Source organism: Lysinibacillus sp. OL1 (assembly GCF_004332175.1).
In the GTDB taxonomy this organism is placed as follows: Bacteria; Bacillota; Bacilli; order Bacillales_A; family Planococcaceae; genus Lysinibacillus; species Lysinibacillus capsici.
In genome coordinates this window covers 72,683-99,624 of the sequence record NZ_SJDS01000010.1, presented here as the reverse complement: position 1 = coordinate 99,624, position 26,942 = coordinate 72,683, and the positions used below count along the sequence as shown (strand labels likewise).

Genomic DNA, 26,942 nt, shown 5'->3' with positions numbered 1-26,942 from the left:
AATAATAGCGTTACATAACTTTATTTTACAGATTTTTCGGAAAATTGTGTTGATTATTATTCATTTTCCTCTTAGAATCAGATTAAACATTTGAACGACTTAGGAGACTACTAGTGTAATAAAACCAATCAAGTAGTTAGTTGTATTACACTTCAATATTGTCGTTTAAGGAGGAATACTATATGAAACGAATTAGTTTAAGAAAGAAACTCATCTTTGCATTTTTAGTCATACTTCTCATTCCCGCACTTTTAATCGGGTATACCTCCTTTAAAAGTACCAAAAATCAAATACTCGCAGAGCAGCAAGCAAGCGCCAAGGAAAGTGTGCGTATGCTTAATAGTAATATTACTAATACAATTGCTCCTAGAGTTCATGATATCGAATATTTTGCCAAGAAAATAAATCAGTCTTATTTACAAGATGATAAAAAAGCTGAATTAAAAGGTCTTTTTCAGGAATATATAAATACACACCCAGAAGTCGAGCTAGTATACATAGGGACTGCTGATGGGCGAATCATTGATGAACCTGTCCATGACTATGCAAGTGATTATGATCCTCGTAAACGTCCTTGGTATATAGAAGCCATTGATAATAAAGGGCATGTATCCATCACTTCTCCATATATCTCAAAATCAACCAATAACATCGTTGTGACAATTATGCAAGCTCTTCCTGATGATTCTGGCGTAATTGCCTTAGATTTAAATATCTCTCTTCTAAGTGCACTGACAGATCAAACACGTATTGGAGAAACGGGCTTTGCCTCTCTGTTAGATAATAATAAGTTATATATTGCTCAAAAAGATAAGGAAAGCGGCACAGAGGCAACGGAAAATTATGTTTCAAAAATTTACGAAAAGCAGGAAGGTATTATTACTGAAGGTGACCGTCATTTACGCTTTGAAACAAATGAAATCACAGGCTGGAAGATAATTGGTACAATGTTCATTGCAGAGGCTACTAACGCTGCTACCTCAACCTTTACTATTACATTACTCATTATTGGTATTTCTATTATTGTTGGTATTATCTTTATGCTCTCAATGATTAAATCTATTGTTAACCCAATTAAACAACTACAGCAAAGTGCTCTTAAAATTAGTGAAGGTGATTTGACAGAGTATATTGATATTCATACGAAAGATGAAATAGGACAGCTTGCTGAAGCATTTGTCTCAATGAAAGTTAGCTTAAAAAGACTGATCCGCAATGTTGATCAAAGCTCACAACATGTTCAAACCTCGGCACAAGGTCTTTCAGCGAATGCTGAGCAAAATATCGCTGCATCTGAGCAAGTGACAGAGGCTATGCAACAGGTAGCGATTAGTACGGAAAAACAAACAACGGGAATCGATCAAAATGCTGTTTCTATTGAGGAGATTGCAAAGGGTGTTGTAGAGGTAGCAGATAGTGCTCTACAAGTTTCAGACCTATCCAGCCAGGCCATCCAATTAGCGGAGGAAGGTAGTCAATCTGTTGAGCACACTGTTAATCAAATGGTATCCATTCATGATTCTGTGGCTCAATCCGATACGATGATTAAATCCTTATTTGATCGTACAAAAGAAATTGGCTCCATTATAGAAATTATTAGCGCAATTTCAGACCAAACAAACCTTCTTGCTCTTAATGCTGCTATTGAAGCAGCACGAGCAGGTGAACACGGTAAAGGCTTTGCAGTTGTAGCAGATGAAGTACGTAAACTAGCGGAGCAATCTCATCAATCAGCAGAGCAAATTTCTACTCTAATTACAGGTATACAACAAGATACCGCTAAATCTGTACAAACGATGACGAAAGCTTCTGCAGACGTTCAAGAAGGTTTACAGCTATCCGAGGATACGAAAAAGAAATTTTCAAGTATCGTTGGAAGTCTTCGTGAAATTGCTCCTAAAATGGAGGATATATCAGCTTCAGCACAAGAAATGTCTGCCGTTGTAGAGGAGGTATCCGCAACTGCTATTGAACTGTCAGACCATGCCAAACTAAACGCAGCTGCATCTGAAGAGGTTGCCGCTTCAACGGAACAAACATTATCTTCCATGCAGGAAATCGCCTCTTCTGCTAAAACATTGCTTGATATGGCAGATGAATTACAAGGCTATGTAGACCGTTTTAATTACTAAATAATACAGCACGATGATACTTGGTTTAGCCCCATCATCGTGCTTTTATCATGTTATTTCATTATTCATTTACCTCATGGCTAAATTGCCATTCAACGCCAAATTTATCTGTAAGTGAGCCGTAACATTTGCTCCAAAATGTTTCTTGAAGCTCCATTCTCACGTTACCACCTTCTTTAAGCTTATCAAATGCTTGACGCATTTGCTCTTCATCATCGGATACAACAGCTAATGTGACATTATTCCCTGTGGAAAATGGCATGCCTGGAAATGTATCTGAGAACATAATTCTACTACCGAATACAATAAGTCGTGTATGCATGACAAGATCTTTTGCTTCTTCTGGTAATGGATAGTCTGGATTTTGTGGTGTCTCTCCAAACGTCATAATTTCAGCCTTGTCCGTATTAAAAACGTCTTCGTAAAACGCAACTGCCTCTCGACAATTTCCATTAAAATTCAAATAAACCTCTACTGCCATTTTCAACACTCCTTTGTCATTTTTTGAAACAATTCTATTGTACATGGATTACAAAACATAACACAAATTATAACTAGAATATTTCATCTTCAAAGTAAGTTTGCTCCTTTCTTTTTAAATTTTTTATTTATTTTCACAAAAGCTTTGACATTTACTCAAAAATCATGTAAATTACCAAATGGCGAACAATTTAAATTAAATCTTAAAAAATATTCGTATTTTAGGAGTGTATATAATGGATAACGTATTTGACTATGAGGATATTCAACTTATTCCCGCAAAATGTATTGTAGAAAGTCGTTCAGAATGTGATACTTCTGTTACTTTAGGTGGTCACACTTTTAAACTGCCAGTAGTACCTGCAAATATGCAAACAATTATCGATGAAAATCTTGCTAAGAAACTTGCTGAAAACGGTTACTTTTACATCATGCACCGTTTCCAACCAGAAACTCGTCGAAACTTTATTCTAGAAATGCAAGGAAATGGCTTAATTGCTTCTATTAGCGTTGGTGTAAAAGAAGAGGAATATACATTTATCGAAGAATTAGCAGCTGCTAATTTAGTACCTGATTTTATTACAATTGATATTGCACACGGTCATTCAAATGCTGTTATTCGTATGATTCAGCATATTAAAAAGCATTTGCCAAAAAGCTTTGTCATTGCAGGTAATGTAGGGACACCTGAAGCGGTGCGTGAGCTTGAAAATGCTGGTGCAGATGCAACAAAAGTTGGGATTGGACCAGGTAAAGTATGTATTACTAAAATCAAAACAGGTTTTGGTACTGGCGGCTGGCAACTAGCTGCACTACGTTGGTGTGCAAAGGCTGCTACAAAGCCAATTATTGCTGATGGTGGCATTCGTACACATGGAGATATCGCTAAATCTGTACGGTTTGGTGCTTCAATGGTAATGATCGGTTCATTATTCGCTGGTCATGAAGAGTCACCTGGTGAAACAATCGAAATCGAAGGTAGAACAGTGAAGGAATACTTCGGCTCTGCTTCTGAATTCCAAAAAGGCGAACGTAAAAACGTCGAAGGTAAGAAAATGTACGTTGAACATAAAGGTAGCATCAAAGATACATTAATCGAGATGCAACAAGATTTACAGTCATCTATTTCATATGCTGGTGGCACAAAGCTAGAGGCTATTCGCAATGTTGATTATGTGATCGTGAAGAATTCTATTTTCAATGGAGACAAAGTATACTAATCGATGTAAATCCGCTATATTAAGCTTCAACATCACCCCAATTAAGAGCTGCTTTTTACTCTTGGTTGGGGTGATTTTTTTGGGACTCTTCACTTAAAAGACAATATTTATTTTCAGAATTTTCTATTTTATTAAAAAATTATATATTATAATAGAACTATAATGAAGGAATGAAGGAACGGGGGTTGTATCTTATGAAATCAGTACGTAATAAACTTGTTAGTCTCGCTATTATCGTTATTCTACTATCAACAGGCCTAGTTGGAACCGTCAATTATATGGTCGTGAAAGGAGAACTCGATCAGGTAGGTAGAGATAGTCTTAAAAACGGCACACTTGGCATACTTGAACTTATTGCACAGTTAGATACTCAAGTTCAAAATGGGAAATTAACGCTAGAGGAAGCTCAGGAAAGTGCTAGAACACAGATCGTTGGTCATAAAAATGAAGATAACAAAAGATCCATTGATAATCCCGTTAAATATGGAGATAATTTTTATTTCTATGCTTTCCGAGATAGTGGTATGGTTGAAACCCACCCCTCTCTAGAAGGACAAAATATCTCAGATTTACAAACAGAGGATGGGCGCTATTTTGTACGAGAAATGATTGAAGCAGCAAATGCTGGAGGAGGATATGTACGTTATGATTGGGCCCTTCCCTCAAATCCTGAAATTGTTGCGCCTAAGATTACTTATGTAGAAAAGGACAAGCATTGGGGCTGGATTATAGCAGCTGGTACATACGAAATGGACTTTAATGCGGGTACAAATAATGTTTTATATTACACACTAGGCATGACCTTCCTTGCAACGATTATTGGTGTATCACTCTTCTGGTTCTTCTCTGGACGAATGACAACCTATATACGAAAAATTATGGTCATTACATCTGATATTGCTAAAGGCAAGCTAACTGGTGATGACATACCTGTTACTACAGAAGATGAACTCGGTATACTAGCTAGTAACGTGAATAATATGAAACGTAGCTTATACGAAATGGTCAACAATACAAAGGATAGCGCGTCCCAAATGCGCGTTTCTTCAGAAATGCTGAGTGCCATTACTGAGGAGACGACTGCCTCTGCTGATGAAATTCATCAAGCCATCAATGATATATCTAAGGGAGCTGTAGTACAAGCTGAGGAAGCAGAAATGGCCATTAGTAAAGTAGAAACATTGTCCTCACTTATCTCAAATGCTACAGATAAATATAGTGAGATTACAGAAAATATGAATATCATTAATCAATCTCAAGAAAACGGTAGACAAAAAGTAGATGTATTACTTCAAAATTCAAGTGAGTTTACGCAAGTGATTGAGGAATTGAGAACAACTTTTTCAAGTTTGACGAGCCAAATGAAAGAAATTCATCAAGTCGTACAAACAATTACATCCATTTCTGAACAAACAAATCTATTAGCACTAAATGCAAGTATTGAAGCAGCCCGTGCAGGTGAACATGGCAAAGGGTTTGCTGTCGTAGCTGAGGAAGTCCGTCATTTATCTGAGGATACGAATGAAGCCACGAATCGGGTTAGAAATCTATTACAGCGTATTGAGGTCGATACCGCTAATTCAGATTCAAAAATGATACACACGCTCCAACTGTCACAAAATCAGGCAATGTCGATTACGGAAGTAAAGGGAGCCTTTACTTTCCTAGCAGACTCCATTCATGACATTACAAAGCACCTTGTTTCTTTAGACAAAGGAATGAATGACATGGCGGAAAATCGAATAGTCGTGATGAACGCCATCAATGAAATAGCAAGTGTCGCTACACAATCTGCCGCAGCTACTGAACAAATTAATGCTTCTATTGACGAACAAAAGTCAGCGGTGACATCTATCATGCACTCCTCTATGGAGCTTCATACAGAGGCAGAGCGTATGTACGACTTGGTAGAACGCTTTACATGATAAAATACTATATAAAAAAGAATGCTACGCATATCCGTAGCATTCCTCTTTTACATTATAGTTTGTTAATTACTGCGTGGATTGTTTCCTTAAGCTCTGCATCGTGATCTGCTAGATCTACAAGGTTTCCTAGACGTTCACGTAATACAGGACGCTCAATTACTAGCTTTTCATCAAGTACTTGTACCAGTAGCTCGATAATAAGTCGATCACGAACATTTAACGCTTCTTCTAAACGTTCTGGTGTAATTTTCGCATCAGTTTTTGCAGCTTTTGCCATTTTAAAAACCCCTTTTATATTTTATATTCATGCACATCTATTTTAGCATACCACTAAATTATTTTGAAAACTTTCTTTCATTAAAATATACCAAAACTTTACAAAATCATAAGAAAAGATTTACGACAAATTGTTATATTTATATCATAATACACAGCTACTCGACCATATGATGATGTATTTACAAAACTCGATTGGAGGAATGGGATGAATCAAAAAAATACGACTTATTTACAGCTCATTAAAGTTGTGCCAAAATCTCTACAGCTCTTTCTCAATGTTTGCCTTGTACTATTAGCACTCATTCTCTGTTTTTTGTTATTTAAGGAGCTAATTGAATTTCTTAAAATATTACTATTCGCTAAGGAAGATGGTGATTATAAACTATTCCTTGCCAATATTCTTATTTTCTTTTTATATTTCGAATTCATCACAATGATCATTAAATATTTTAAGGAGGATTACCATTTTCCACTTCGATATTTTATCTATATAGGTATCACAGCGATGATTCGATTAATTATTGTGGAGCATGATCATCCTCTAAATACGTTAATTTATTCATTAATTATCCTCATACTAATCATAAGCTACTTTATTATCAATATAACGCCACTTGAAAGGCCAACACGTTCTTCCATTCTCATCAAAAAAGATTAAAAGCCCTCACGCCCATTCTAAAATGCCGATATACATGTGGGCTTTTCAAACACATAGAAGAATTGCTGTAAAGCCTGTAAATACTGATTATCGCTAATCTGTATTCGACTCAGCATAAATAGCTCTTGGACCGTTACGACGCCCATTACTAGTGATGAAAGCTCAGCTACATCTATCGTTACTTCAACATCATAGCTATCACTTTCTAGCAATTTAATTGTACCGTTAACAGCCTCAACAATAAGTTGCTGATTATTTTTTGCCAGTAACGAATCCATAACATTCAATTTAAATGTCAAAGTGACACCGTTAAAATTGCGTGTTAGGAGCTCATCAAAAAAGCCCTTCACATTTATGATACGGTACATTAGACCAACTCCTGACACGGCACTTGCGTGATATACACTTGGAATTAAATGATTTGTACCATTTCTTACATCCTCTAAAAAGAAATGGACATTTTCTTCTTGTGTATTCCATTCGATTCGGGTTACTTGATCCGCTTGACTGTTTAAAAATGTACTAAGCTCTAGCAAAGCCTCAGGAGTTTCATAGATCCACTCTTTAATGACCAAATTATTGAGCATAAAATTACTATCGCTTTGTTTATTAAAAGAAAAGGCAATATAGCCCTGAACTGTACCTTCCTGTTCCATTGCAATCACATAGTTATCTGGATTATTAAAAATAAAAGATAGTTCCGATTGTGTTTTAAGAAACATCCCATGTTTTTTTGCTACTACCCTGTTGTAGCAATCTACTAGCTGTTGTTGATCTTCAACTGTCAAATATTTAAGGTGCTTTTTGGTTGGTCCTTTAGGGAAGCTCGAAGGCTCAACCAAGTATTGATAGATTTTCGGTCCATAGCCAAAACCCATTTTCTTATAAAAATCTGGTCTAAACGGATACAAAGCCACAAAATGAATATTTTTTTCTAAAAAGATGTTAAAGAAATGTTGGATTAATTCTTTTGCAGCCTTCTCTTTTTTATGTAATAAATCAACTGCAACAAGTCCTACCCCACCAATTGGTAACATTTTAGAGAACAGATTCATTTGAAAGTCATGTAGTCGCATACCACCAATGAGTTTGTCCTTTTCCCAAAGTCCATAATAATGAAGAGATTCATCGTTGCTCTGATTTTGCATAAAATGCTTTTTCAGCTCTTCTTTTGTTGTATGTGTACCATTCAATCTTCCTGGATATGCACCTACAACGATATTTACAAAGGCTACAAAATCTTGCTCTTTTAATAATTTCTCTACAACCCTCATTATGTCCCCTCCATTTTCAAATTGTTGCATGTTGTTCACGAATTTTTCATATTAATTTTTATACCCCATAATAACATATATTACCACGACCAATTAATGAGTACTGAAAATGATTAAAGGAGGAAAATGTATGACTTTAATTGATTCATATATTCACGAAGTGACTAAAAGGCTACATAAAAATAAACGTGAGATAATCAAGGTTGAACTAAAGGCTACTATTGAGGATATGTTGCCAGAGCAATATACAGAATCTGAGGTGAAGGAAGTACTTAGGAAGCTTGGAAGCCCTTCAGAAGTTGCTGCAAGCTATCAGGTTACTCCCCACTTTTTAATTGGTCCAAAGAATTTTGAACAATATACAAGAACCATCAAGCTAATTATTCCTTGGGCAATTCTTATTACGATCATTGTTCAAATAATAGAGAAGATGGTTCTCTATTCTGGAGAAGAAGCACTTCTCACAACCATTATTACAGCATTTGTAGGGATTATTGTTGCAATTATTGCTGTGTTATTTCAAGTTTTGTTTTGGGTTACGGTTATTTTTATTATTAAGGACCGTTCTGGGGCTGAAAAGTTTTCGATCCCTTTTCTGAGAGATACCAAGCCATGGTCACCTGATGATTTAATACAAATTAAAAAGATTCCCAAAGATAAAATCATTCCTATAAGTGATACGATTTTTAGCCTTTTAGGAATACTTATTTTTTCTTTTGTTTACTGGAATGCCTATCGTCTTTTAGGTATTTATACAACGAATGACAACGGCAGCTTGAAATTTGTTATGCCTATCTTTAATCAAAATATTTTACAAGCGTTTGTTCCCATGGTCTTACTATGTATTATCCTAAGTCTAACTTTAACCTTATTAAAATGGCGTGCAGGACAGTGGACAATGCCTATCGCCATCACTAATGCACTACTTCAAAGTGTAGGAACAATTGTGTTTATTTTAATAGCGATACACCAAGATTTTATTCACAGCGCCTCTATTCCTTATATTGCGGCTATAACAGAAACAACCTCAGCTAAAGTTGCCTTCACTATTGATAAAATCCTACTTGTCAGTATAATTATTGCTGTTTTAGCAAATGCATTTGATATCTACCAAGGATTTAAAAAAGCGAAAATATAAATTCCTTTTAATTCATGTATTTAGTAAATCACACATTCAAATCGCCAAAATACCTTTATTCTTTGATGTTTTGTATAATGATAAAGTTGAAAGTATTTTATATACATGAAAAATAATCTGCACAATTCAATCAGAGTAAGGGGAAAGTACTATGACCATTCTTCTAGTTGATGACAATCAAGTCAATTTATTTGTCATTGAGAAAATACTAAAAAATGCAGGTTATGAAAACTGTGTTTCTCTTTCATCTGCTTATGAGCTATTTGATTATTTACAATTAGATGCACCCAATCCGACAGGAAATTCAGTAGATTTAATTTTGTTAGATATTATGATGCCGGAAGTAGATGGTATTGAGGCCTGCAAACGCATTAAGCAAAATGAGAGATTAAAAGATATTCAAATCATTTTTGTTACAGCACTTGAGGATAAAAACAAACTGGCAGAAGCCCTAGACATTGGTGGTGTAGATTATATTACTAAACCAATTAATAAAACAGAGTTGCTTGCCAGAATGCGTGTTGCCTTACGTTTAAAGGCAGAATTAGACTGGCACACACAGCATGAAAAGAAAATACAATATGAACTAGATTTAGCAACCCATGTACAAAGGAGTCTTCTTAGCCCACCGTTAAATGAGAAGGACATCCGTATTGAAGTTTCTTATTTACCATCCTCTAATTTGGCAGGAGATATGTATTATTGGTACAAAATAGACGATCATCGTTATGCCATTATATTATTGGATATGATGGGTCACGGTATATCGGCAGCGTTGGTTTGTATGTTCATCTCCTCTGTTCTAAGAGAGGCGGTTAAGCAATTGGTGGAACCTGAACTTGTCATCCAAGAACTGAATCGTTATATGACGCTATTACAAGATGGGAAAGAGAATAATCTTTATTATTTTACAGCGATTTATTTAATCATTGATACAGAGCAAAAAACAGTCGAGTACATAAATGCTGGCCATCCTCCTGGATATGCACTAATCGATGAAAAATCATGTATTCCATTAGATCAGGGTAGCTGTGCAGTCGGTTTCTTCGATGAAATAAAAGTAAAAAAGCAATCTATTCAATATGAGCATGACATTCAAATCGTGTTATTTACAGACGGTGTATTAGAGGCAATGGGACCCTGTGAATTAGAATCAGAAAAGCATTTGCAAACGCTAACATCCTCCAAGTGGGATTATTCACAATGCCTAATCGATAACCTTTTGCCTAAGGATAAACAAGAGAATCAGCCTGATGACATGTGTGTTTTAATGATTCAAGCTAGCACTAAAACTATATAAAAAAGCAGAGGCTATCCGTTAAAGATAGCCTCTTACTCATTAATACATTTTTTGATAAATTCTTTCGTTTCCAGAAATCTCCTTATACTTTGAAATAACCTCTTCAAATCGCAATGTTTCTTTATCCCCTAAGCATAAAAAACCTTTGTCACTTAGACTTTCATAAAATAATTGATGTACCTGGCTCTGCAGCTTAGGTGAAAAATAAATAAGAACATTTCTGCACAGAACAACATGAAATTCATTAAATGAATGATCTGTTACTAAATTATGTTGAGCAAAAATAATATTTTTCAATAATGTTGGATGAAAGTAAGCATATTGATAATCTGTTTGATAGTATTCTGAAAAAGCATGGGCACCTCCAGCAAGCATATAGTTTTTTGTATATGCCTGCATTTTATGAATTGGAAAGGCCCCCTTCTTAGCTTTTTCCAATACTTGCTCGTTCATATCTGTTGCATAAATTACAGATCTCTCTATTAGCCCCTCTTCTTGAAGCAAGATAGCCATAGAATATACTTCTTCACCTGTTGCACAACCTGCATGCCAAATACGGATTTCTGGATATTCTCGTAAAACAGGGATGACCGTTTCACGAAAGGCCTTAAAAAAGCTTGGGTTGCGGAACATCTCTGTTACATTTATCGAAAAATCGTTTAATATCTGCTCTAAAAATTCTTTATCATGAATGACCTTTTCTTGTACACGTGAAATCGTTGGGATGTTATTTATCCCCATCCTATTGTAGATTCTGCGCGAAATGGATGAACGATTATATTGACGAAAATCATAGCCCGATAAACGATAAATAGCCTCTAGTAACAAATCAATTTCTAAATTTGTATGCTTATTTAATTGTATATTTTGCTCCAAAGGCTGAAATTGTTCCATGTTCATTAACTCCCCTTAGAAACTAACCATACTCTTAAAACTGATATTAATTGATCTAAATTTAATGGCTTACTAATATAATCAGATGCACCTGCCTGCAATGATTTATCACGGTCATTTTTCATCGCTTTAGCAGTCAATGCAATGATTGGCAAATCGATACGTTTCATTTGCTGACGAATAATAGTCATCGCTTCATAGCCATCCATATTAGGCATCATTATATCCATCAGAACAAGATCGATATCTGGATTAGCCTGCAAGACCTCTAAACATTCTAGCCCATCTTTGGCAACTAGAATGTGCATGCCTCTTTTTTCTAATGCCGTTTTTAACGCATAAATATTACGGTTATCATCATCAACTATTAAAATATTTTTCCCTTGAAACACCTCAACCTCAAGTTGAAGGGCTTCTTCCATTGCTACTGGCTGCTCTTTGATTTGTTCCTCTTCCACCGTCGTAACAGCCACTTCGTTCATGGCAAGCTTTTGGCAGTGCTCCTCTTCAATTCCATTTGGTAGGCTCGGAAGCGTTAACATAAAACTACTACCTTGCCCTTCAGTACTTTGTAAAGTAATCCAGCCACCAAGTAATTTGGCAAATTCCTTACAAATAGAAAGACCAAGACCCGTTCCACCATATTTTCGGACCGTAGCTCCATCTGCTTGCTGGAATGATTCAAAAATCAGCTGGTGTTTGTCTTTTGGAATACCTATTCCTGTATCTGAAACTGTAATTTCTAACCAATCAGTACTTATATCCTGCATATTGTTTGTTAGTTGTTCTGGTGTAAGCTGGTTAATGTCTAATGTGACAGAACCCTGCTCAGTAAATTTAAAGGCATTCGATAATAAATTCTTTAAGATTTGCTGGAATCTCTTCTCATCCGTATAGAATACATCCACTACATGATCTGCCTTTGAAATATGGAATGCTAAGTTTTTCTTCCTCGCAACTGGTGAGAAGGTATGTTCAATTTGTACAGGTACTTCGCTCATATTCACTTCGTTAAAAATAATATCAAGCTTCCCTGCCTCGACTTTAGATAAATCTAATATGTCATTGATTAAAGCAAGTAAGTCCTCTCCTGAAGAATGAATAACTTTAGCAAACTCTGCTTCCTCGTCTGTTAGATTGTGTTGGCTATTTTCTGCTAGCATTTCCGATAATATTAATATGCTGTTTAAAGGTGTTCTTAATTCATGTGACATATTCGCTAAAAATTCGGATTTGTAATTGGAATTAAGGATAAGCTGCTCTGCACTTTCTTCTAATTCCTTCTTCGCTTTCTCTAGCTCTCTTGATTTGGACTCTGCCTCTTTCGTGCGTTCCTCAAGCTGTTCATTAATCATTGTCAGCTCTTCCGTCTGCATTTGTAATTCCTCAGATTGTGTCTGAAGCTCCTCTGATTGAACCTGTAATTCCTCAGTCATTGCTCTTGATTCATTCAATAGACGAACAATTTCCATACGCCCTAAAACGCTATTCACTGTTAGCCCAAAGGTTTCAGTGACCTGTCTCACGAGTTCTTGCTGTAACTTACTGAACTTAGCCATTGTTGCTATTTCAACAACCGCTATAACTTCATTTTCAAAAATGACAGGAATCAATAAAATATTTTGTGGTCTAATCTCACCTAATCCCGTTTTGATTAAACGATAGTCTCTCGGAATATTGTCATAGAATAGTACTCTTTTTTCTAATGCACATTGACCGATTAACCCTTGTCCTATTTTGAAACTCTCCATACCAACACCATCATCCGTGTCAGCAAAAGCAGCCTTTTTCACAAACTGTACTTGGTTCTCTGTAACTTCCCGAACATAAAATGCGCCAAGGGATGCTTGGGTTTTTTGTGCTACTTCTGATAGGAAAGTCTCCGCTAATTTTGTAATTGCTGAAATACCTTGATAATTTGTCACGATTTCAGCTACATTGCTTTGTAGCCACTCTCTTTTTTCAACTGACTCTAAAAGTGTATTCGTTGCATTAGCAAGTTCATTCACTTCATCATTTGTATTCACATGAATTCTTCTTGTGAAATCACCTTTTGTAGCTGCTATTTCTTGAATTGTTTGTGTTACTTCCGTTATCGTTTTTACAATTGAACGGGAAATGCCACTAGCGATGGCAATGGCTATTGTAGAGACTAAAATTAAGATCCCAAATAAAGCACTAGTTAATTTACTATTTCGCTTGTCTAACTGACTAGCCTTCGCCTGTGTATAAGCATTTTCAGTGGCACGGAATGAATCGAATAATTTGCGCATTTTTTCCATATCCTGACGACCATTATCCACTTTAAAAAAATCATTTACTGCTTCTACATCATTATCCTTTTTATATTGAATAGTTGGTTCCCCTGACGTTGCAATCCAATGTTCAATTGTTTCCTCTATCTCTTTAAGTTTGTCCTGCTGAGCTGGTTTATCTTTCATTTGTTGATAGAGTTCATTAAAATCTATTTTCCAATTTTCAGCTGCATTATCGTAGGGTTCCAAATAACTTTGCTTACCCGTAATGATGAAAGCTCGCTGACTTGATTCCATATCCAATATATATTTTTCAATTTCATTCGTTAAAGTTAGAACATTGGAATCGTACTTAATAATAAAATTTCTTTCCTTCTGCAAAGATGTAATTTGATTATTTAATATGACAACCGTCGCAAGTAGGCAAAGAATGATTACGATATAACCTAATGAAATCTTTGAGCGTATACCCAATTTTAATCTATTTAACATTTGGTTTTCCTACCTTTACCTTTCTTTTACTTTAGTATGATTACTAGTATACATGTAAAAATAACTAATTATCTCCTATTTTAGATTCTTAATAAAGAAGTTTTGCTGAATTTGTATCAATAAGTCTATGCATTTATCATATACATTTTATATTGAACCATTTCTAATTTAATTAAGGAGAGAAAACATGTGGATATTATCGTAAGACCAGGAGATTCACTTTGGCATTTCAGTGAGGTATTTAAAATTCCTCTTCAACTCATTTTAGATTCTAATGAAAATATAAATCCCCAATTTTTAAGAGTTGGACAACGGGTTCGTATTCCTGGTTTTGTGACCAACAACTATCAAATTAAACAAGGAGACTCTTTTTGGCAGATTGCCCAGAGCCGAAACCTTCCCCTAGTCGCCCTCTTGCTTGTTAATCCTGAGTTCAGTCCAAATCGATTACAAATCGGTCAAATGATTCGCATACCTCAACGTATCACATGGCGTTTAGTTGAAGGTAAGCAAAATTACACGTATACCCATATGATGAACGATCTCAAAAAGCTCCTTGACGCATATCCTTTTCTTCATAGCTCAAACATTGGCAGCTCCGTTTTAGGGAAAGAGCTACCTGAGCTGTCAATTGGCCATGGTGCAAAACGTGTACACTATAATGGCTCATTCCATGCAAACGAATGGATTACTACACCTATTATTCTAACATTTTTAAATGACTATTTGCTTGCCCTCACCAATCAAAGTAGTATTCGCGGAATTTCTCCATTTTCTCTTTATCAGCAAACATTCCTTTCTATCGTTCCAATGGTAAATCCTGATGGCGTAGATTTAGTAATACAAGGTCCACCAAATGATGAAGCATTAAGAAATCAACTAATTGCATGGAATAATGATAACGCTGATTTTTCTGGCTGGAAAGCAAATATTCATGGAATTGATTTGAATGACCAATTCCCTGCCAAATGGGAGCTGGAAAGTGCCCGTAATCCAAAAACACCAGGGCCAAGAGATTATGGTGGTGAAAGACCACTATCTGAACCTGAAGCCATTGCAATGGCTGATTTGACCAAGCAACGTGATTTTTCAAGAGTATTAGCCTTTCATACACAGGGACGTGTCATATATTGGGGCTTTGAAAATCTAGAGCCCCCAGAATCAGAGGTGCTTGTAAATGAATTTAGTAGAGTAAGTGGCTATGAGCCCGTTCAATCTGCTGGAAGCTATGCTGGTTATAAGGATTGGTTTATTCAAGATTGGCGTAGACCAGGCTTCACTGTTGAATTAGGAAGTGGTACAAATCCTTTACCAATCAGCCAGTTTGATGACATTTACGAGGAGTCTTTAGGGATTTTCCTTGCTGCATTGTATATGTAAAAAGAGTACTCGAACTCCATTCGCTATGAAATAGTCCTTTTGGGCTTTTCAGCGAATGGGTTTTTTTATTGAAAATCTCATCATCATTGTAAAAAAAGGGGAATAAATTACTTTGACAGACAGAGTAATGTTTGCTACTATTACTCTGACAGATAGAGCAATAAAAAAAGTAGGTGACTTATGGTTCGCAGTGATATTATCCGAGGACATTTGGATTCGATTATTTTGCGGTTAATTTCAGAAAAAGACCGTTATGGCTACGAAATTTCTCAGGAAATAAGTCTCCGTACAAACAATCGGTTTCAAATCAAGGAAGCAACTTTGTATGCAGTTTTTCAACGTCTCGAAAAAAAAGAAATTATTGAAGCCTATTATGGAGATGTCTCACATGGAGGCAAAAGAAAGTATTACCGTATTACATCATTAGGTAAGGCCTATTTAAATGAGCTAGTGAAAGAATGGTCGGAAGTAAAGGAAATAATCGATTTATTTATGGAGGGCTTAGAATGAAAAGAATAAAAAACCATATTGATGAGCTTTTTAAAGACATTCCTCGAACTAACGAAACGGAAATGGTTAAACAGGAAATCATTGAAAATCTTGAAGAAAAAGTATTTTATTTGATGGACCAAGGTAAAGAACAAGAGGATGCCATTAATAAAGCCATTGTAGAATTTGGAGATATCGAAGACTTAAAGCAAGAGTTAGGTGTTAAAGAACCAGCAAAAAAAACATGGCCAAATTAAACTTAGAATTTTCAATTTGGGGTAGTGGCTTAATCATTGCATTTTTTATTTTTATTAATCTTTATTACACACCACATACTATTTGGGCAATCTATCCGATTTTCGCCATTCTTTGGTGGCCTTTATCGATGTACTTTGTGTGGTCTCGTAAGAAATGGGGTGAATAAACATGAGGAATTTTATTAACTTTTCTATAGTGGGGAGCTTGATGACAATGATTTTTTTAGGGGCTGTTAATTATACGACATCTCCTCAAACAATGTGGTTTGTATATCCATGCTTATTGCTACTGCTTTGGCCTATTACGTTATTCTTTATGGCTAAAAAATTGTATAAACAATACTCAATTGTTTGTAGTGCCTTAATTATTACATTTCTAATAGTTGAAAATTATATTTACGCACCAGATCATTTATGGTTTGTCTATGCGATTTATCCTATTATCTGGTGGCCAATCCTCATGTACTTAGATGAAAAGGCAAAAACGTTAAAAACAGCCCTAATTGGATGTGCTTCTACCATCATCTATTACTCTATATTGAATATAATTGTATCTCCTCAATACCCTTGGGCAATTTATCCTGCTTTTTTAGTGATATGGTGGCCTCTAGCTTTATATCACGCGCAACGAAAAACCTTTGTAGCATTCTCCGTTACAGCTACGATACTAATTAGTATCTTTTTCATTACAGTAAATGTTGTTTCTTCACCAAGCGTTATATGGGCGATTTACCCTATTTTTGTGACACTTTGGTGGCCTCTGAGTATGTATTTTTATGTGTATAAAAGAAAAATGTATCATGCTAGCTTTATGAAACGCATGTAAAGTAGGGATTGTATGAAAAGGATTAAAAAGTTCATTAAATATCTTGTCTTGATTATGACCTCCTTACTATTATTAGCACTTGTATTTCCAACATGGACATCATCTATAGAAGACCTGAATAGCATCAGTACGCTAGAACAGGTAGAAATTAACGGCAGTGATCATGAAATCATGATACGGGGCAATAACAAAAATAATCCTGTCATCATCTTTGTCCATGGCGGACCAGGTTGCTCTGAAATACCCTACGCTAAAAAATATCAAGATTTATTGGAAACCGAATTTACAGTGGTAAATTATGATCAAAGGGCTAGTGGGAAGTCTTATCATTTTTTTGAGGACTACTCAAATCTTTCATCTGATTTGCTTGTGGAGGATTTACTAGCACTGACTGACTATATTGCTAATCATCTAGATAAAGAAAAAATTATCTTAATTGGTCATTCCTACGGTACCTATATTGCCACACAAGCAGCTGCTAAAGCTCCTGATAAATATGAGGCCTATGTAGGGATTGGTCAAATGAGTAATACCGTTGAAAGTGAGATGGACAGTTTACACTTTACGATCAAACAGGCTCAGCTTAAGAGTAACACAGAGGATGTTGCACATTTACAGAGGTTAATGGAGGAAATTAGTAGTGGTAAAACATTTACGCCTCGTCATTTAGTGAGCAAATACGGTGGAGCTACAAGACTTATTACTAACCCTGATGGAAATATGTTAGGGATGCTTTTTAGTACCGAATATAATTTGTTAGATATTATTCGATATAGCAAGGGGATATCCCTATCCCAAGAAGTTTTAGTAAACGAAGTCCTACAGTCCCCACTTCCTGCGAAAGTCAATTCACTGACTCTTCCTTTCTATTTTGTAATGGGGGATTATGATTATCAAACATCATCGAATAGCGCTAAAAAGTACTTCGACCAAATTATCGCGAAGAAAAAAGAATTCATAGCATATGAACAATCTGCTCACTACCCCCAGTTCGAAGAAAAAGAGAGATTTTTCGAATGGATGCGTATGACTTTTAAAAAATAAATATTTCTTAAAGTAATTCTACACTTGGTAGCATTTATTTAATTGCTATATAATTTAATTATTAAATATTTTAGCGGACGTGATTATATGCCAGAAAATCTAAACAATGTAGAAATTATTATGAAAGAAATGCTGGAAATACAGCAGAAGTCGAAAATGTTTGTAGATCTTCTATCTGAAGGAGAAGCGTTATCACAAAACCAATTAATATTACTCCTACAGCTAAAAATAAATAATGGGATGAAGGCAACAGAAATTGCTGAATTCTTTAGTGTAACACCCGGAGCTGTAACTTCTATGTGCGATAAACTGGAAAAACTCGAACTCATACAAAGAATTAGAGAAAATAATGATCGACGTGTGGTCAAAATGGCTTTAACCAATATTGGTGACATGAAGGTTCAAGAAATCTTTTTAAAGTTTTCTCAGGATAAACTCATAGACATGGCCAATATCTTACGCGAAGTAAACCAATTAATGAATAAAATTTTTTAGGATTTCAACAAATTGAAATCCTTTTTTTATTGTTTAATTTAAGCAGTGCTTTTGTTCTTGACAAATGGAAGTAGCATATAATTTAATTAATATATATTTTAATTATTAAAATATATATTAATTAAATTATAATGAGGTGACTTTATGTTTCAAAAACTCCGTACCCTTACACAAACGAATGGCACAGTTAAACATTTGGATGCTAATTATGAACAATTAAACATTCGAGGAGCTGTATCGTTACAACAAGAAGTACACTTAATAAAAGTGTCCACTCATGGTCATAGCTCCTTCTATTATCCAGTTACAGCGCAGATATTTAATAGCTCTGGCTCGTGTAAGTTAAAGGATTTTTGTCAAATCGGAGAACTCACAAATGCTGGGAATATTAAAATACGTAATGGTTTTATCCAAAAAATCAATAGTTCTGGAAAGCTAATGGTTGAAGAGAAATTACAGAGCGAGCAATTTGATGCCATTGGAATAGTCAAGGCTGAGGAAATAGTCGCTAATCACTTTCATTTGAAGTTATCGGGAGAAAGCGGAATTGACAGGTTAAGGGCTGAAAATGTGGTAATAGAAAAGGATAGGATAACTCTTCTTCCGTTATTTAAAAAAATATTACGTTGTCACACAATTAGTGGAAAACACCTACAATTATCTAATACAAATGCAGAGTTTGTGGAAGGGGAAGTCGTCCATGTTGGGGAAAATAGTGTGATTGGGACACTTTACTATACGGATGATTATTCGATAGCTTCGAATTCAAAGGTGCACCACATTATACGGAGGGAAAAAGAATGATACTTCTAAAAATGCTAAAGACTTTTTTTTGCTCATTAGCTTTAGTGGTATTATCTGTACTTTATGTTGGATTACTTTTAAGCGCTGGCTTATCCATACTCGCTGGTTTTTTACGAACATTCGGAGTCAATCAAATTAAAATGGGCCTTTGGTATGGCGTAGAACTTCCTGTTATGTTCAGCATCCCCTTCGCCCTATTAATAGCTCTTCTATTGTTCTTTTGTACCACATATATTAAACGTTCTATTGTTTTTTGTTTGTCAAATCTTCGAATATAAAGCAATAAAAAAGTAAGCATATTTTTTAAATAGAATATGCTTACTCTCAACGACTTTAAATAAGTTGCTTCACAATTTTATCAGCAGTTTTAAGCATTGTTAAAGCTCTCCTTCAAGAAAACGGATAAGGTATACTTCAGGTCTACCAATAAATTCTTTAAAACTACATAAGTTAGCATACTCCTCATGCTCCACATCATAGCACCCTATTTGGCCTTCTCCTTTTGGATTCCAGACTATTTGCAAATCAGAGTAATTGTCGATATTTGCGGAAAGAAGGAGGAGCTTTCGATGACCTAGCTTCATCTCAATTGTATCAGTTAGTTTGAAAAAATCGATAAAGTGAATGTCATAATCATTTGGTGCAAGCTCAAGAAGCAGTCGATCTCCTGTCAGAAAATTAATCAATTCATCTGGTAACTTGTATTTTTTCAATGTCTCTTTTTTGTTTTCAATAGTATGGAGTTCTATTGGTTCTAGAGCCTTTAAGTAATTTGCTAGTTCCATATTTTTCATACGTACAGCAATTGTATAAGCTCTCTCACCATCTTTCTCCGCTAAAGTGACGTTTGCACCTCGTTCAATCAAATAGTTCACCATAGCTATATTTCCCATTCTTGTTGCAACTGTTAATGGTGTTGCTTCATAGGGATAGACCATATCAGGCATTTGATAATTAATATCTACTCCTTGATCAAGTAAATAAGTGACTGTTTTTTTATCAAAATTCGACACAGCCTGACGCAATACAGGACCTCCATGCTGCTTTATATCAAGCCCAAGTTCATGAATAAGAGGGATATTTCTTTTATTGCCATAGTAGGCCTGAGAATAGGCTCCAGAGCCCACTTGGTTATAGCCATCTAATTTTGCTCCTTGTTCAACAAGGTAACGTACTATATTTTCTTTACAATATCGAACAGCTCTTAAAAAAGAAGGATTTTTTTCCACATTTAAATTAACCCCATATCCAACTAATAATTTTACTACATCCAATCTTTGTGCAATCAACGCTAAATCCAATGGGCTTAATGATGTATGCTGACTTAAACATATCTCTTCTTCAATATTCCAGCCTTTATCCCTCGCAACTCGCAAAGCTGTAATATTGCCAGTATAGATATACATTGCAAGCTCTGGTAGTGCTGAAAATGTTCCAATATCTTGTAGCTTAATCATCTATAGATTGGCTCCCTTCTTATTGTATATACAAAGTATAGAAAACTACCATCTTTATCACAATGGGACATAAAGCTATAGTGTTATAAAATAAAGGGCAAGATTTATAGCAAATTTGATGGTTCTTTTATTAAAAAGAAGGCAATTGGATTTAAAATTTCCCAGGAAAGAATTTATTCAAATTAAAAAGAGCTCTCAATCAGAATAGATTGAGAGCTCTTTCTTAAACGCTTACCATGACTTATTTTTATTTTAAGCCAAGTGCTTTATCTGTTGTTGCATTTATTTCTTTTAGAAGCTCAGGGTTTTCTGCTAATGATAGACCATAAGATGGAATCATTTCTTTAATTTTTGGTTCCCACTCCTTGATATGTTGAGGGAAACATTTATTAAGAACCTCAAGCATAACATGTACAGCCGTAGATGCACCTGGTGAAGCTCCTAGTAAAGCTGCAATCGAGCCATCAGAAGCACTTACAACTTCTGTACCGAATTGAAGTGTTCCTTTACCGCCAGCTTCTGTATCTTTAATTACTTGTACACGTTGTCCAGCTACGATAATATCCCAATCATCACTTTTTGCATTTGGAATGAACTCACGTAACTCTTCCATACGTTGTTCTTTTGAAAGCATAAGCTGTTGGATTAAATACTTTGTTAAGCCCATCTCTTTCACGCCCGCAGCTAATAAAGTTGTGATATTATGCGGTTTTACAGAAGCAAATAAATCCATATTTGAACCTGTTTTTAAGAACTTAGGAGAGAAACCTGCGAACGGTCCAAATAGTAATGATTTCTTGTTATCAATATAACGTGTGTCAAGATGCGGAACTGACATTGGTGGAGCACCAACTTTTGCTTTTCCGTATACTTTTGCATGATGTTGTTCAGCTATTTCTGGATTATTACATGCTAAGAATAAACCGCTAATTGGGAATCCACCAATATGTTTCCCTTCAGGAATACCTGATTTTTGTAGTAATTCTAAGCTTCCTCCACCAGCTCCAAGGAAGACAAATTTTGCTGAATGATATTCCATTTTACAGCCATCTAAATCGTGCACACGTACTTCCCATGTACCATCACTAGCTTGTTTTAAACTTTCAACACTATGGTTATAGTTAACATCTACATCTTTTGCTTTTAAATGATCAATTAACATACGTGTTAAAGCACCAAAGTTAACATCTGTACCAGTGTCAATTTTCGTTGCAGCAATGTCTTCACCAGCAGGACGATTTTCCATAATAAGTGGAATCCATTTTTTTAGTGTTTCAGGGTCATTAGAAAATTCCATTCCTTCAAATAAAGGATTTTTTGTCATCGTTTCATGGCGTTTCTTTAGAAACTCAACATTTTCTTTCCCTTGTACTAAACTCATATGTGGTAAAGGCATAATGAAGTCTTGTGGATTATTGATCAGCTTATTGTTTACAAGATACGACCAAAACTGTCTTGAAACATGGAACTGTTCATTAACATTAATCGCTTTTTTGATATCGATTGATCCGTCTTTTTTCTCTGATGTGTAGTTCAGCTCACATAATGCAGCATGTCCAGTTCCCGCATTGTTTAATTCGTGAGAACTTTCCTCGCCTGCTTTTTCAAGCTTTTCAAACACTGTAATTTTCCAATCTGGTGCTAATTCTTTGAGTAATGTTCCCAAAGTTGCACTCATGATTCCGGCACCAATTAAGATAACATCTGATTTAATTTGTCTGTTACTCATTTTTACCTTCCTTATATGTTAAGATTTGCAGAAAGGATGTAAGCACTCCCACTTTAGAAGTACTGTAGCCATGGAGCAACCTCGGAGCACACCATTTCTGTATCAATTATTACCTTATTGCAGTTTATCACAATTAGTTCAAGAATAAAATATCAACTATTTATATGAGAGTTATCAGCTTTTTTCGAGCCTTTCCAATCATAATTCAAGCAAAAAAATCACTTTTTGTTCTAGATAAAAATTGAATTATTTAAGCTTATTTGGAATAATCGGCCTAAAAATGGTTGACATTTTCATAAAAAATAGGTTCTTTTTATTATTATATCTGTATAATAACATATAAATATGAAGCTCGTCTTGTATCTGAACTAACTTTTCTTACCCCAAAGATTAACTTTCGATTGGGCTTTTTATATGCCAGCCATCTATTTGAAAACCGCCCATTTGTATGAACACATACCTTACTACTGCTTCATATGACGCCATCATCTTTTCAGCATTGTCCTCATGCATTGCTCTCATAAAAATTTCTCTAAAGTCCTCATCTGGAAATGCTGACTTACTATATTTTTGCAGGTAAATTGGATCTTCAAGATAGGCATAGATTTGATAAAAGGGTATCGTTTCATGGTTTAAAAACTGACTGTACACCAAAAATAAATTGGCTAATGAGTTATGGTAGGTAAAGGAAAAGTCCATTCTATCCTGCTCATAACAATCCTTTAAATTATCTAGTGTATCCCACAATTCATATTTTTTTATTTCTAAGACCGTTTTATTCATTGTTTTATACTTTTCTTTGAGCCATTCCTCTGCTTCAAATTTTAAATCTTTTATTATTCCAGTATAATCAAATAAAATTCTACCTGTTTTAAATTGGACCATCGACATGGTTCTTCTTTTGTTAAAATCATCTTGAAAATACCCACGAATTTGACTTGGTGGATTCGCAAAGTATTCAATTAAAAAACCATCAATAACACGATTCCCTCTTTCCCTCCATCCCACATTATCTGCCAAAATAATATGGACATCGATATCAGAGCGCTTAGAAGGATTTCCAGTAATATAGCTCCCACATACGAGCGCTCCTACAACTTCCTCTTTATCTTGCCATTCTTTCAGGAACGTTTCTAAGGCTATTTTCCATTTTGCCATTGATCATTCACTCCCTTTTTAATTGATTTATTTCTATAATACTATTGAAAAAACAGAAAACCTCTAATACGTTTTCTGTTTTTATCTACTTCTTATTTAATTTCTTTAACAGTTAATTTCTTTTGGCTAACTTCATAAGTGACTACCACGTTTTTAATAATCGCCGTATCATCATAGGAGAGACTAGCTTCAAATTCTATGGTAGCATCTCCCTTCCATCTAAGATGATCCACATAGCTATAGTTTTCATGATCTGTTCGAATCCAAGTATCTAACCCTTGCTCAGCACCATATTTAACCCTTGAAGATTCTACTAACTCTGGGCTTACCATTCGCTCTTCCACATTGATGACTTCAACAAATTCACTTTTATTAGAGTTCGTGACAATAGTAATTAATTTCTGATCAGGTGAAGGAATTATCTCTTTAATATACATTGATGGACTGGAGAAGCTAGAATATGCCTCTAGCACATCATCTTTTATACGCCAAAGAACATTTTGGCTTCCGTAATCTGAATAATTATTGAATAAAGTAAAGAAGACGCTCCCATCTGCTAATTTATATACCTGCTGACTTTTAAAGCTTCCCGATAAAATATCGACAGCAAAAATAGCCGAATTTGCAATTTTTTTGTTATCACTTTGTATAAATGGCTGAATAGCCTTTAACGCCTTATTTCTCAACTTTTCATCATTATAGCTCTCTACTAGTCTATTTATTGCAATATAGATATACTCCTCTTTGTCACTATCTAGAGCTTTTAGAAATTTATCTGCATCATATTTTGTAGCTGGCATTAGTTCCATATCCTCTGCTGATAAATAACGAATATAAAGCTCATTATTTTGATGTTTATAGTAAGCTGCTGCTATTGTGGCAGTAGAAACTGAGCTTACGATCATCATACTTATTACCACAGCGAGCCATTTTTTAGAAAAACTTTTCTTCTTTACTTCATAGTTGGCGGCTTCAATTAATTCTTCCTCTATAAATCCAATTTCACGATATAACTCCTCTTTTTTCATATATATAATCCCTCGCTTTCCAAATAAAATCTTAGTTTATTACGTGTCCTAAATAAGTTGGACTTAACTTTACTACTACTCATTTGAAAGTGTAAGGAAATATCTTTTATAGTATAGGAGTACCAATATCGTTGAATAAATATATTTCTAGATTGTTCATCTAAGGTATATAAAAATCGGCTAATGTATTGAGCAAATTCACCCGCTTCATAGGATGTTTCTACCGTATGAGAAGAAGCTAGACATTCTTCCAGCTCTGTGAGAATGACCTCAAACTCATTGTTTCTCTTTTTGGCTGTATTATAGCTATGCTTATCAAGTGCAATATTACGTATGATTCTCCCTAAAAAAATAGATAGTTTTCTTGGTATCTGTGGAGGGATTGTGTTCCATGCAGCTAGGTAGGCATCATTCTCACATTCTTCAACATCCCTCAAATTTGCCAAGATTCTTCTTGCTATTACTCTACAATATGCTCCATATTTTTTCCTTGTTTCCAAAATAGCCTGCTGTGAGCGTTGTATATATAAAGCAACTATTTTTTCATCGTCCATTTGCATTTTCTCCTTTTATATACTCTTACTTATAAAGTAGATAATCCAAACAATTGGTTGCATGTTGTGGCAAAAATTCTGCTAATGAAAAAACCGCACTCTTTTAGGTACGGTTCTCCACATTTCAAAATAAATTAGATAAAAATATTTGTATTGATGTAGGTAATAGCTGAAAGAATAATCCCTCATATTTAATATCCAGTATACCAGCGACGACAATAACAACAAAAATTAACAATAGAAAGATTTTCTTATTTTTAGAAATCCAATTCAATAGATGCCACTCCTCTGATCTAATCGTTAGCATGTTAAGTATAAGTCGATTGCTATCAAATAGCATCCTATTAATTGTCTGTCACCTAATTTTACAATGCTACATAAATTAAAATGATACGCTAAAAACGAGAAATATGTAAGAAGGGAATGGGTATGGTCAATTTTAAATCTTTTCGAGGTGTTATCACTCAAATCAATGATTTTCCTGTTGGACAAAACGGAGATAAGAACGGTTGTTATAAAATAATGACCTTAGAAGATGGTGCTGGTGGGGTCGTCAATTTTATTATTTCTCCCTCCACCTATTTTGTTAATCGTGAAATTGTCACAACTGGTGAATGGGTAACAGGATATTATGATGGAGATGCACCTGTACCGATGATTTACCCGCCACAATACCGTGCTTTAATTATTGTAAAAGAAAGCAACTATCATAATGTAAAGGTAGATTTCTTTAATCAACAATTACTGAGTAGTGATGGACAATTACAATTAAACCTTTCTCCTACTACGATTATTTCACTTAAAAATGGGCAGCCTTTTACCAATAGTCCTGCCAATCGAAACCTCATTGTTGTTTATGGCCCTACCACTAGGAGTATTCCTGCTCAAACTACTCCCTACGAAATCATTGTTTGGTGTTAATTTAATCACATTTAAACAACGGCTTAAACCTCACTACGTGAATTTAAGCCGTTGTTGACTGTTATTCATTATCATTTTTCATTTCATGTAATTGTTGTTTAATCTGCTCTAGATATTCTTTATTTTGCTGAACCGTATCCAAATGCTCACCATATTGTTCTGCATTGAAACGTGCATTTTCAGCATGCTTAATTTGATTAAATGCATGTTCTATTGCTATTTCCTCTGGATGTGATTTTGCATGCTTTAATAGACGATCCGCCTTTTGCACGGAGTTACTAAACAATGTGCTAGGATGATCCTGCTTCCAACTTGTATCGGAGTGCTTAGCCAATGTATATATCTTCCCTTCTTAAAAATGTTTTCATTGTTCTAGATGTAGTATTATGAAATGCTCTGATAATATGTATGGAAGAAAATAAACACAATATTTCCCAGGCTATAATCAAAGAACTAAGGCATATGCCTTAGTCCTTCTCTCAATGTCATGAATAGTTGTCAAATATAAATTAGTGCCATGCAGTCCTCTCACTGACTGGTTGCTTGATACCCGTTTTTCCTTTGGTTTCAGCAAAGTTATTGATTTGTGCTGAAGCTGAATCAAGCTCAAATTCAGCACCAAACTCCTCACGATGAAGTGTCTGACGCTGTTGATTTGTTTTATTTGCACTTTTCGTACCATTTGATCTGTTACGATTTGTATCCATATTTGACATAACCATCCTTCATCGATTATTTGAAAAGCTATAA

Annotated in this window: 26 protein-coding genes and 1 pseudogene; 14 read left to right on the top strand and 13 right to left on the bottom strand. The window is 35.0% G+C overall.

Annotated elements, in window-relative coordinates:
- The first annotated feature begins 182 nt into the window (after positions 1–182).
- A complete protein-coding gene (locus EW028_RS17430; RefSeq protein ID WP_131521777.1) occupies positions 183–2,132 on the top strand; it encodes a methyl-accepting chemotaxis protein in 1,950 nt (649 codons plus the stop codon).
- Between the two features lie 61 nt (positions 2,133–2,193).
- On the opposite strand, the gene EW028_RS17425 is transcribed toward EW028_RS17430, so the two are convergent.
- The gene (locus EW028_RS17425; RefSeq protein WP_016992246.1) at positions 2,194–2,613 is read right to left on the bottom strand and encodes a VOC family protein; all 420 of its coding nucleotides are present in this window, start codon (positions 2,611–2,613) and stop codon (positions 2,194–2,196) included.
- A 235-nt stretch (positions 2,614–2,848) separates the two neighbouring features.
- Here EW028_RS17425 and guaC point away from each other — a divergent pair, with 235 nt between their 5' ends.
- Both guaC and EW028_RS17415 read left to right on the top strand, forming a co-directional pair.
- Entirely contained in the window at positions 2,849–3,832 is a 984-nt protein-coding gene (gene guaC / locus EW028_RS17420; RefSeq protein WP_004233490.1) for a GMP reductase, read from the top strand.
- Positions 3,833–4,026: 194 nt separating this feature from the next.
- On the top strand, positions 4,027–5,757 hold the full coding sequence (locus tag EW028_RS17415; protein ID WP_131521776.1) for a methyl-accepting chemotaxis protein: 1,731 nt from the start codon (positions 4,027–4,029) through the stop codon (positions 5,755–5,757).
- Between the two features lie 55 nt (positions 5,758–5,812).
- On the opposite strand, the gene EW028_RS17410 is transcribed toward EW028_RS17415, so the two are convergent.
- On the bottom strand, positions 5,813–6,037 hold the full coding sequence (locus tag EW028_RS17410; protein ID WP_004233486.1) for a hypothetical protein: 225 nt from the start codon (positions 6,035–6,037) through the stop codon (positions 5,813–5,815).
- 207 nt (positions 6,038–6,244) lie between these two features.
- Here EW028_RS17410 and psiE point away from each other — a divergent pair, with 207 nt between their 5' ends.
- Positions 6,245–6,697, top strand: coding sequence for a phosphate-starvation-inducible protein PsiE (psiE, locus tag EW028_RS17405; protein ID WP_131521775.1), 453 nt, complete (start codon positions 6,245–6,247; stop codon positions 6,695–6,697).
- A gap of 17 nt (positions 6,698–6,714) precedes the next feature.
- Here the strand turns inward: psiE and EW028_RS17400 are convergent, their stop codons facing one another.
- The gene (locus EW028_RS17400) at positions 6,715–7,971 is read right to left on the bottom strand and encodes a GNAT family N-acetyltransferase (protein ID WP_131521774.1); all 1,257 of its coding nucleotides are present in this window, start codon (positions 7,969–7,971) and stop codon (positions 6,715–6,717) included.
- 130 nt (positions 7,972–8,101) lie between these two features.
- On the opposite strand from EW028_RS17400, the gene EW028_RS17395 reads away from it, so the two are divergent.
- Together EW028_RS17395 and EW028_RS17390 are read left to right on the top strand one after the other, a co-directional pair.
- Entirely contained in the window at positions 8,102–9,109 is a 1,008-nt protein-coding gene (locus EW028_RS17395; protein WP_131521773.1) for an HAAS signaling domain-containing protein, read from the top strand.
- Positions 9,110–9,260: 151 nt separating this feature from the next.
- Positions 9,261–10,409, top strand: coding sequence for a SpoIIE family protein phosphatase (locus EW028_RS17390; protein ID WP_131521772.1), 1,149 nt, complete (start codon positions 9,261–9,263; stop codon positions 10,407–10,409).
- A gap of 39 nt (positions 10,410–10,448) precedes the next feature.
- Here EW028_RS17390 and EW028_RS17385 read toward each other — a convergent pair whose 3' ends face one another.
- Together EW028_RS17385 and EW028_RS17380 are read right to left on the bottom strand one after the other, a co-directional pair.
- Entirely contained in the window at positions 10,449–11,303 is an 855-nt protein-coding gene (locus EW028_RS17385) for a CheR family methyltransferase (RefSeq protein ID WP_131521771.1), read from the bottom strand.
- Positions 11,304–11,308: 5 nt separating this feature from the next.
- Positions 11,309–14,050, bottom strand: a complete 2,742-nt coding sequence (locus EW028_RS17380; protein ID WP_131521770.1) for an ATP-binding protein — start codon at positions 14,048–14,050, stop codon at positions 11,309–11,311.
- Positions 14,051–14,239: 189 nt separating this feature from the next.
- On the opposite strand from EW028_RS17380, the gene EW028_RS17375 reads away from it, so the two are divergent.
- The 7 genes and pseudogenes from EW028_RS17375 (at position 14,240) to EW028_RS17345 (ending at position 19,345) form a co-directional block, all read left to right on the top strand.
- Positions 14,240–15,430, top strand: coding sequence for a M14 family metallopeptidase (locus EW028_RS17375; RefSeq protein WP_131521769.1), 1,191 nt, complete (start codon positions 14,240–14,242; stop codon positions 15,428–15,430).
- 180 nt (positions 15,431–15,610) lie between these two features.
- Positions 15,611–15,940 (top strand): PadR family transcriptional regulator, encoded by a 330-nt coding sequence (locus EW028_RS17370; protein ID WP_004233468.1) that lies wholly within the window; start codon positions 15,611–15,613, stop codon positions 15,938–15,940.
- Positions 15,937–16,343, top strand: a pseudogene (locus tag EW028_RS17365) (permease prefix domain 1-containing protein). Before EW028_RS17370 ends, EW028_RS17365 begins: the two are co-directional and overlap by 4 nt.
- A gap of 41 nt (positions 16,344–16,384) precedes the next feature.
- Complete coding sequence (locus EW028_RS17360; protein ID WP_227744974.1) at positions 16,385–17,002, top strand: hypothetical protein; 618 nt, start codon at positions 16,385–16,387, stop codon at positions 17,000–17,002.
- 12 nt (positions 17,003–17,014) lie between these two features.
- Positions 17,015–18,046: an alpha/beta hydrolase gene (locus tag EW028_RS17355; RefSeq protein WP_131521767.1), complete on the top strand. Its 1,032-nt coding sequence runs from the start codon at positions 17,015–17,017 to the stop codon at positions 18,044–18,046.
- An 87-nt stretch (positions 18,047–18,133) separates the two neighbouring features.
- On the top strand, positions 18,134–18,541 hold the full coding sequence (locus tag EW028_RS17350; protein ID WP_054548503.1) for a MarR family transcriptional regulator: 408 nt from the start codon (positions 18,134–18,136) through the stop codon (positions 18,539–18,541).
- A 144-nt stretch (positions 18,542–18,685) separates the two neighbouring features.
- Positions 18,686–19,345 (top strand): hypothetical protein, encoded by a 660-nt coding sequence (locus tag EW028_RS17345; RefSeq protein WP_131521766.1) that lies wholly within the window; start codon positions 18,686–18,688, stop codon positions 19,343–19,345.
- 377 nt (positions 19,346–19,722) lie between these two features.
- On the opposite strand, the gene EW028_RS17335 is transcribed toward EW028_RS17345, so the two are convergent.
- The 6 genes from EW028_RS17335 to EW028_RS17310 form a co-directional block, all read right to left on the bottom strand.
- Positions 19,723–20,802, bottom strand: coding sequence for an ankyrin repeat domain-containing protein (locus EW028_RS17335; RefSeq protein WP_131521764.1), 1,080 nt, complete (start codon positions 20,800–20,802; stop codon positions 19,723–19,725).
- A 247-nt stretch (positions 20,803–21,049) separates the two neighbouring features.
- A complete protein-coding gene (locus tag EW028_RS17330) occupies positions 21,050–22,531 on the bottom strand; it encodes a malate:quinone oxidoreductase (protein ID WP_004233452.1) in 1,482 nt (493 codons plus the stop codon).
- Between the two features lie 390 nt (positions 22,532–22,921).
- Positions 22,922–23,689: a nucleotidyltransferase domain-containing protein gene (locus EW028_RS17325; protein WP_131521763.1), complete on the bottom strand. Its 768-nt coding sequence runs from the start codon at positions 23,687–23,689 to the stop codon at positions 22,922–22,924.
- Positions 23,690–23,781: 92 nt separating this feature from the next.
- Positions 23,782–24,717, bottom strand: coding sequence for a hypothetical protein (locus tag EW028_RS17320; RefSeq protein WP_131521762.1), 936 nt, complete (start codon positions 24,715–24,717; stop codon positions 23,782–23,784).
- Positions 24,714–25,271 carry an RNA polymerase sigma factor gene (locus EW028_RS17315; protein ID WP_131521761.1) on the bottom strand — a complete coding sequence of 186 codons (558 nt, stop codon included), beginning with the start codon at positions 25,269–25,271 and terminating at the stop codon, positions 24,714–24,716. The genes EW028_RS17320 and EW028_RS17315 overlap by 4 nt, the downstream gene beginning before the upstream one ends.
- A 124-nt stretch (positions 25,272–25,395) precedes the next feature.
- Positions 25,396–25,545: a hypothetical protein gene (locus EW028_RS17310; RefSeq protein ID WP_227744973.1), complete on the bottom strand. Its 150-nt coding sequence runs from the start codon at positions 25,543–25,545 to the stop codon at positions 25,396–25,398.
- 155 nt (positions 25,546–25,700) lie between these two features.
- Here EW028_RS17310 and EW028_RS17305 point away from each other — a divergent pair, with 155 nt between their 5' ends.
- A complete protein-coding gene (locus EW028_RS17305) occupies positions 25,701–26,192 on the top strand; it encodes a hypothetical protein (RefSeq protein ID WP_131521759.1) in 492 nt (163 codons plus the stop codon).
- Between the two features lie 61 nt (positions 26,193–26,253).
- Here EW028_RS17305 and EW028_RS17300 read toward each other — a convergent pair whose 3' ends face one another.
- Together EW028_RS17300 and EW028_RS17295 are read right to left on the bottom strand one after the other, a co-directional pair.
- The gene (locus EW028_RS17300; RefSeq protein ID WP_131521758.1) at positions 26,254–26,526 is read right to left on the bottom strand and encodes a hypothetical protein; all 273 of its coding nucleotides are present in this window, start codon (positions 26,524–26,526) and stop codon (positions 26,254–26,256) included.
- Positions 26,527–26,701: 175 nt separating this feature from the next.
- The gene (locus EW028_RS17295) at positions 26,702–26,908 is read right to left on the bottom strand and encodes a hypothetical protein (RefSeq protein ID WP_131521757.1); all 207 of its coding nucleotides are present in this window, start codon (positions 26,906–26,908) and stop codon (positions 26,702–26,704) included.
- Positions 26,909–26,942 lie beyond the last annotated feature (34 nt).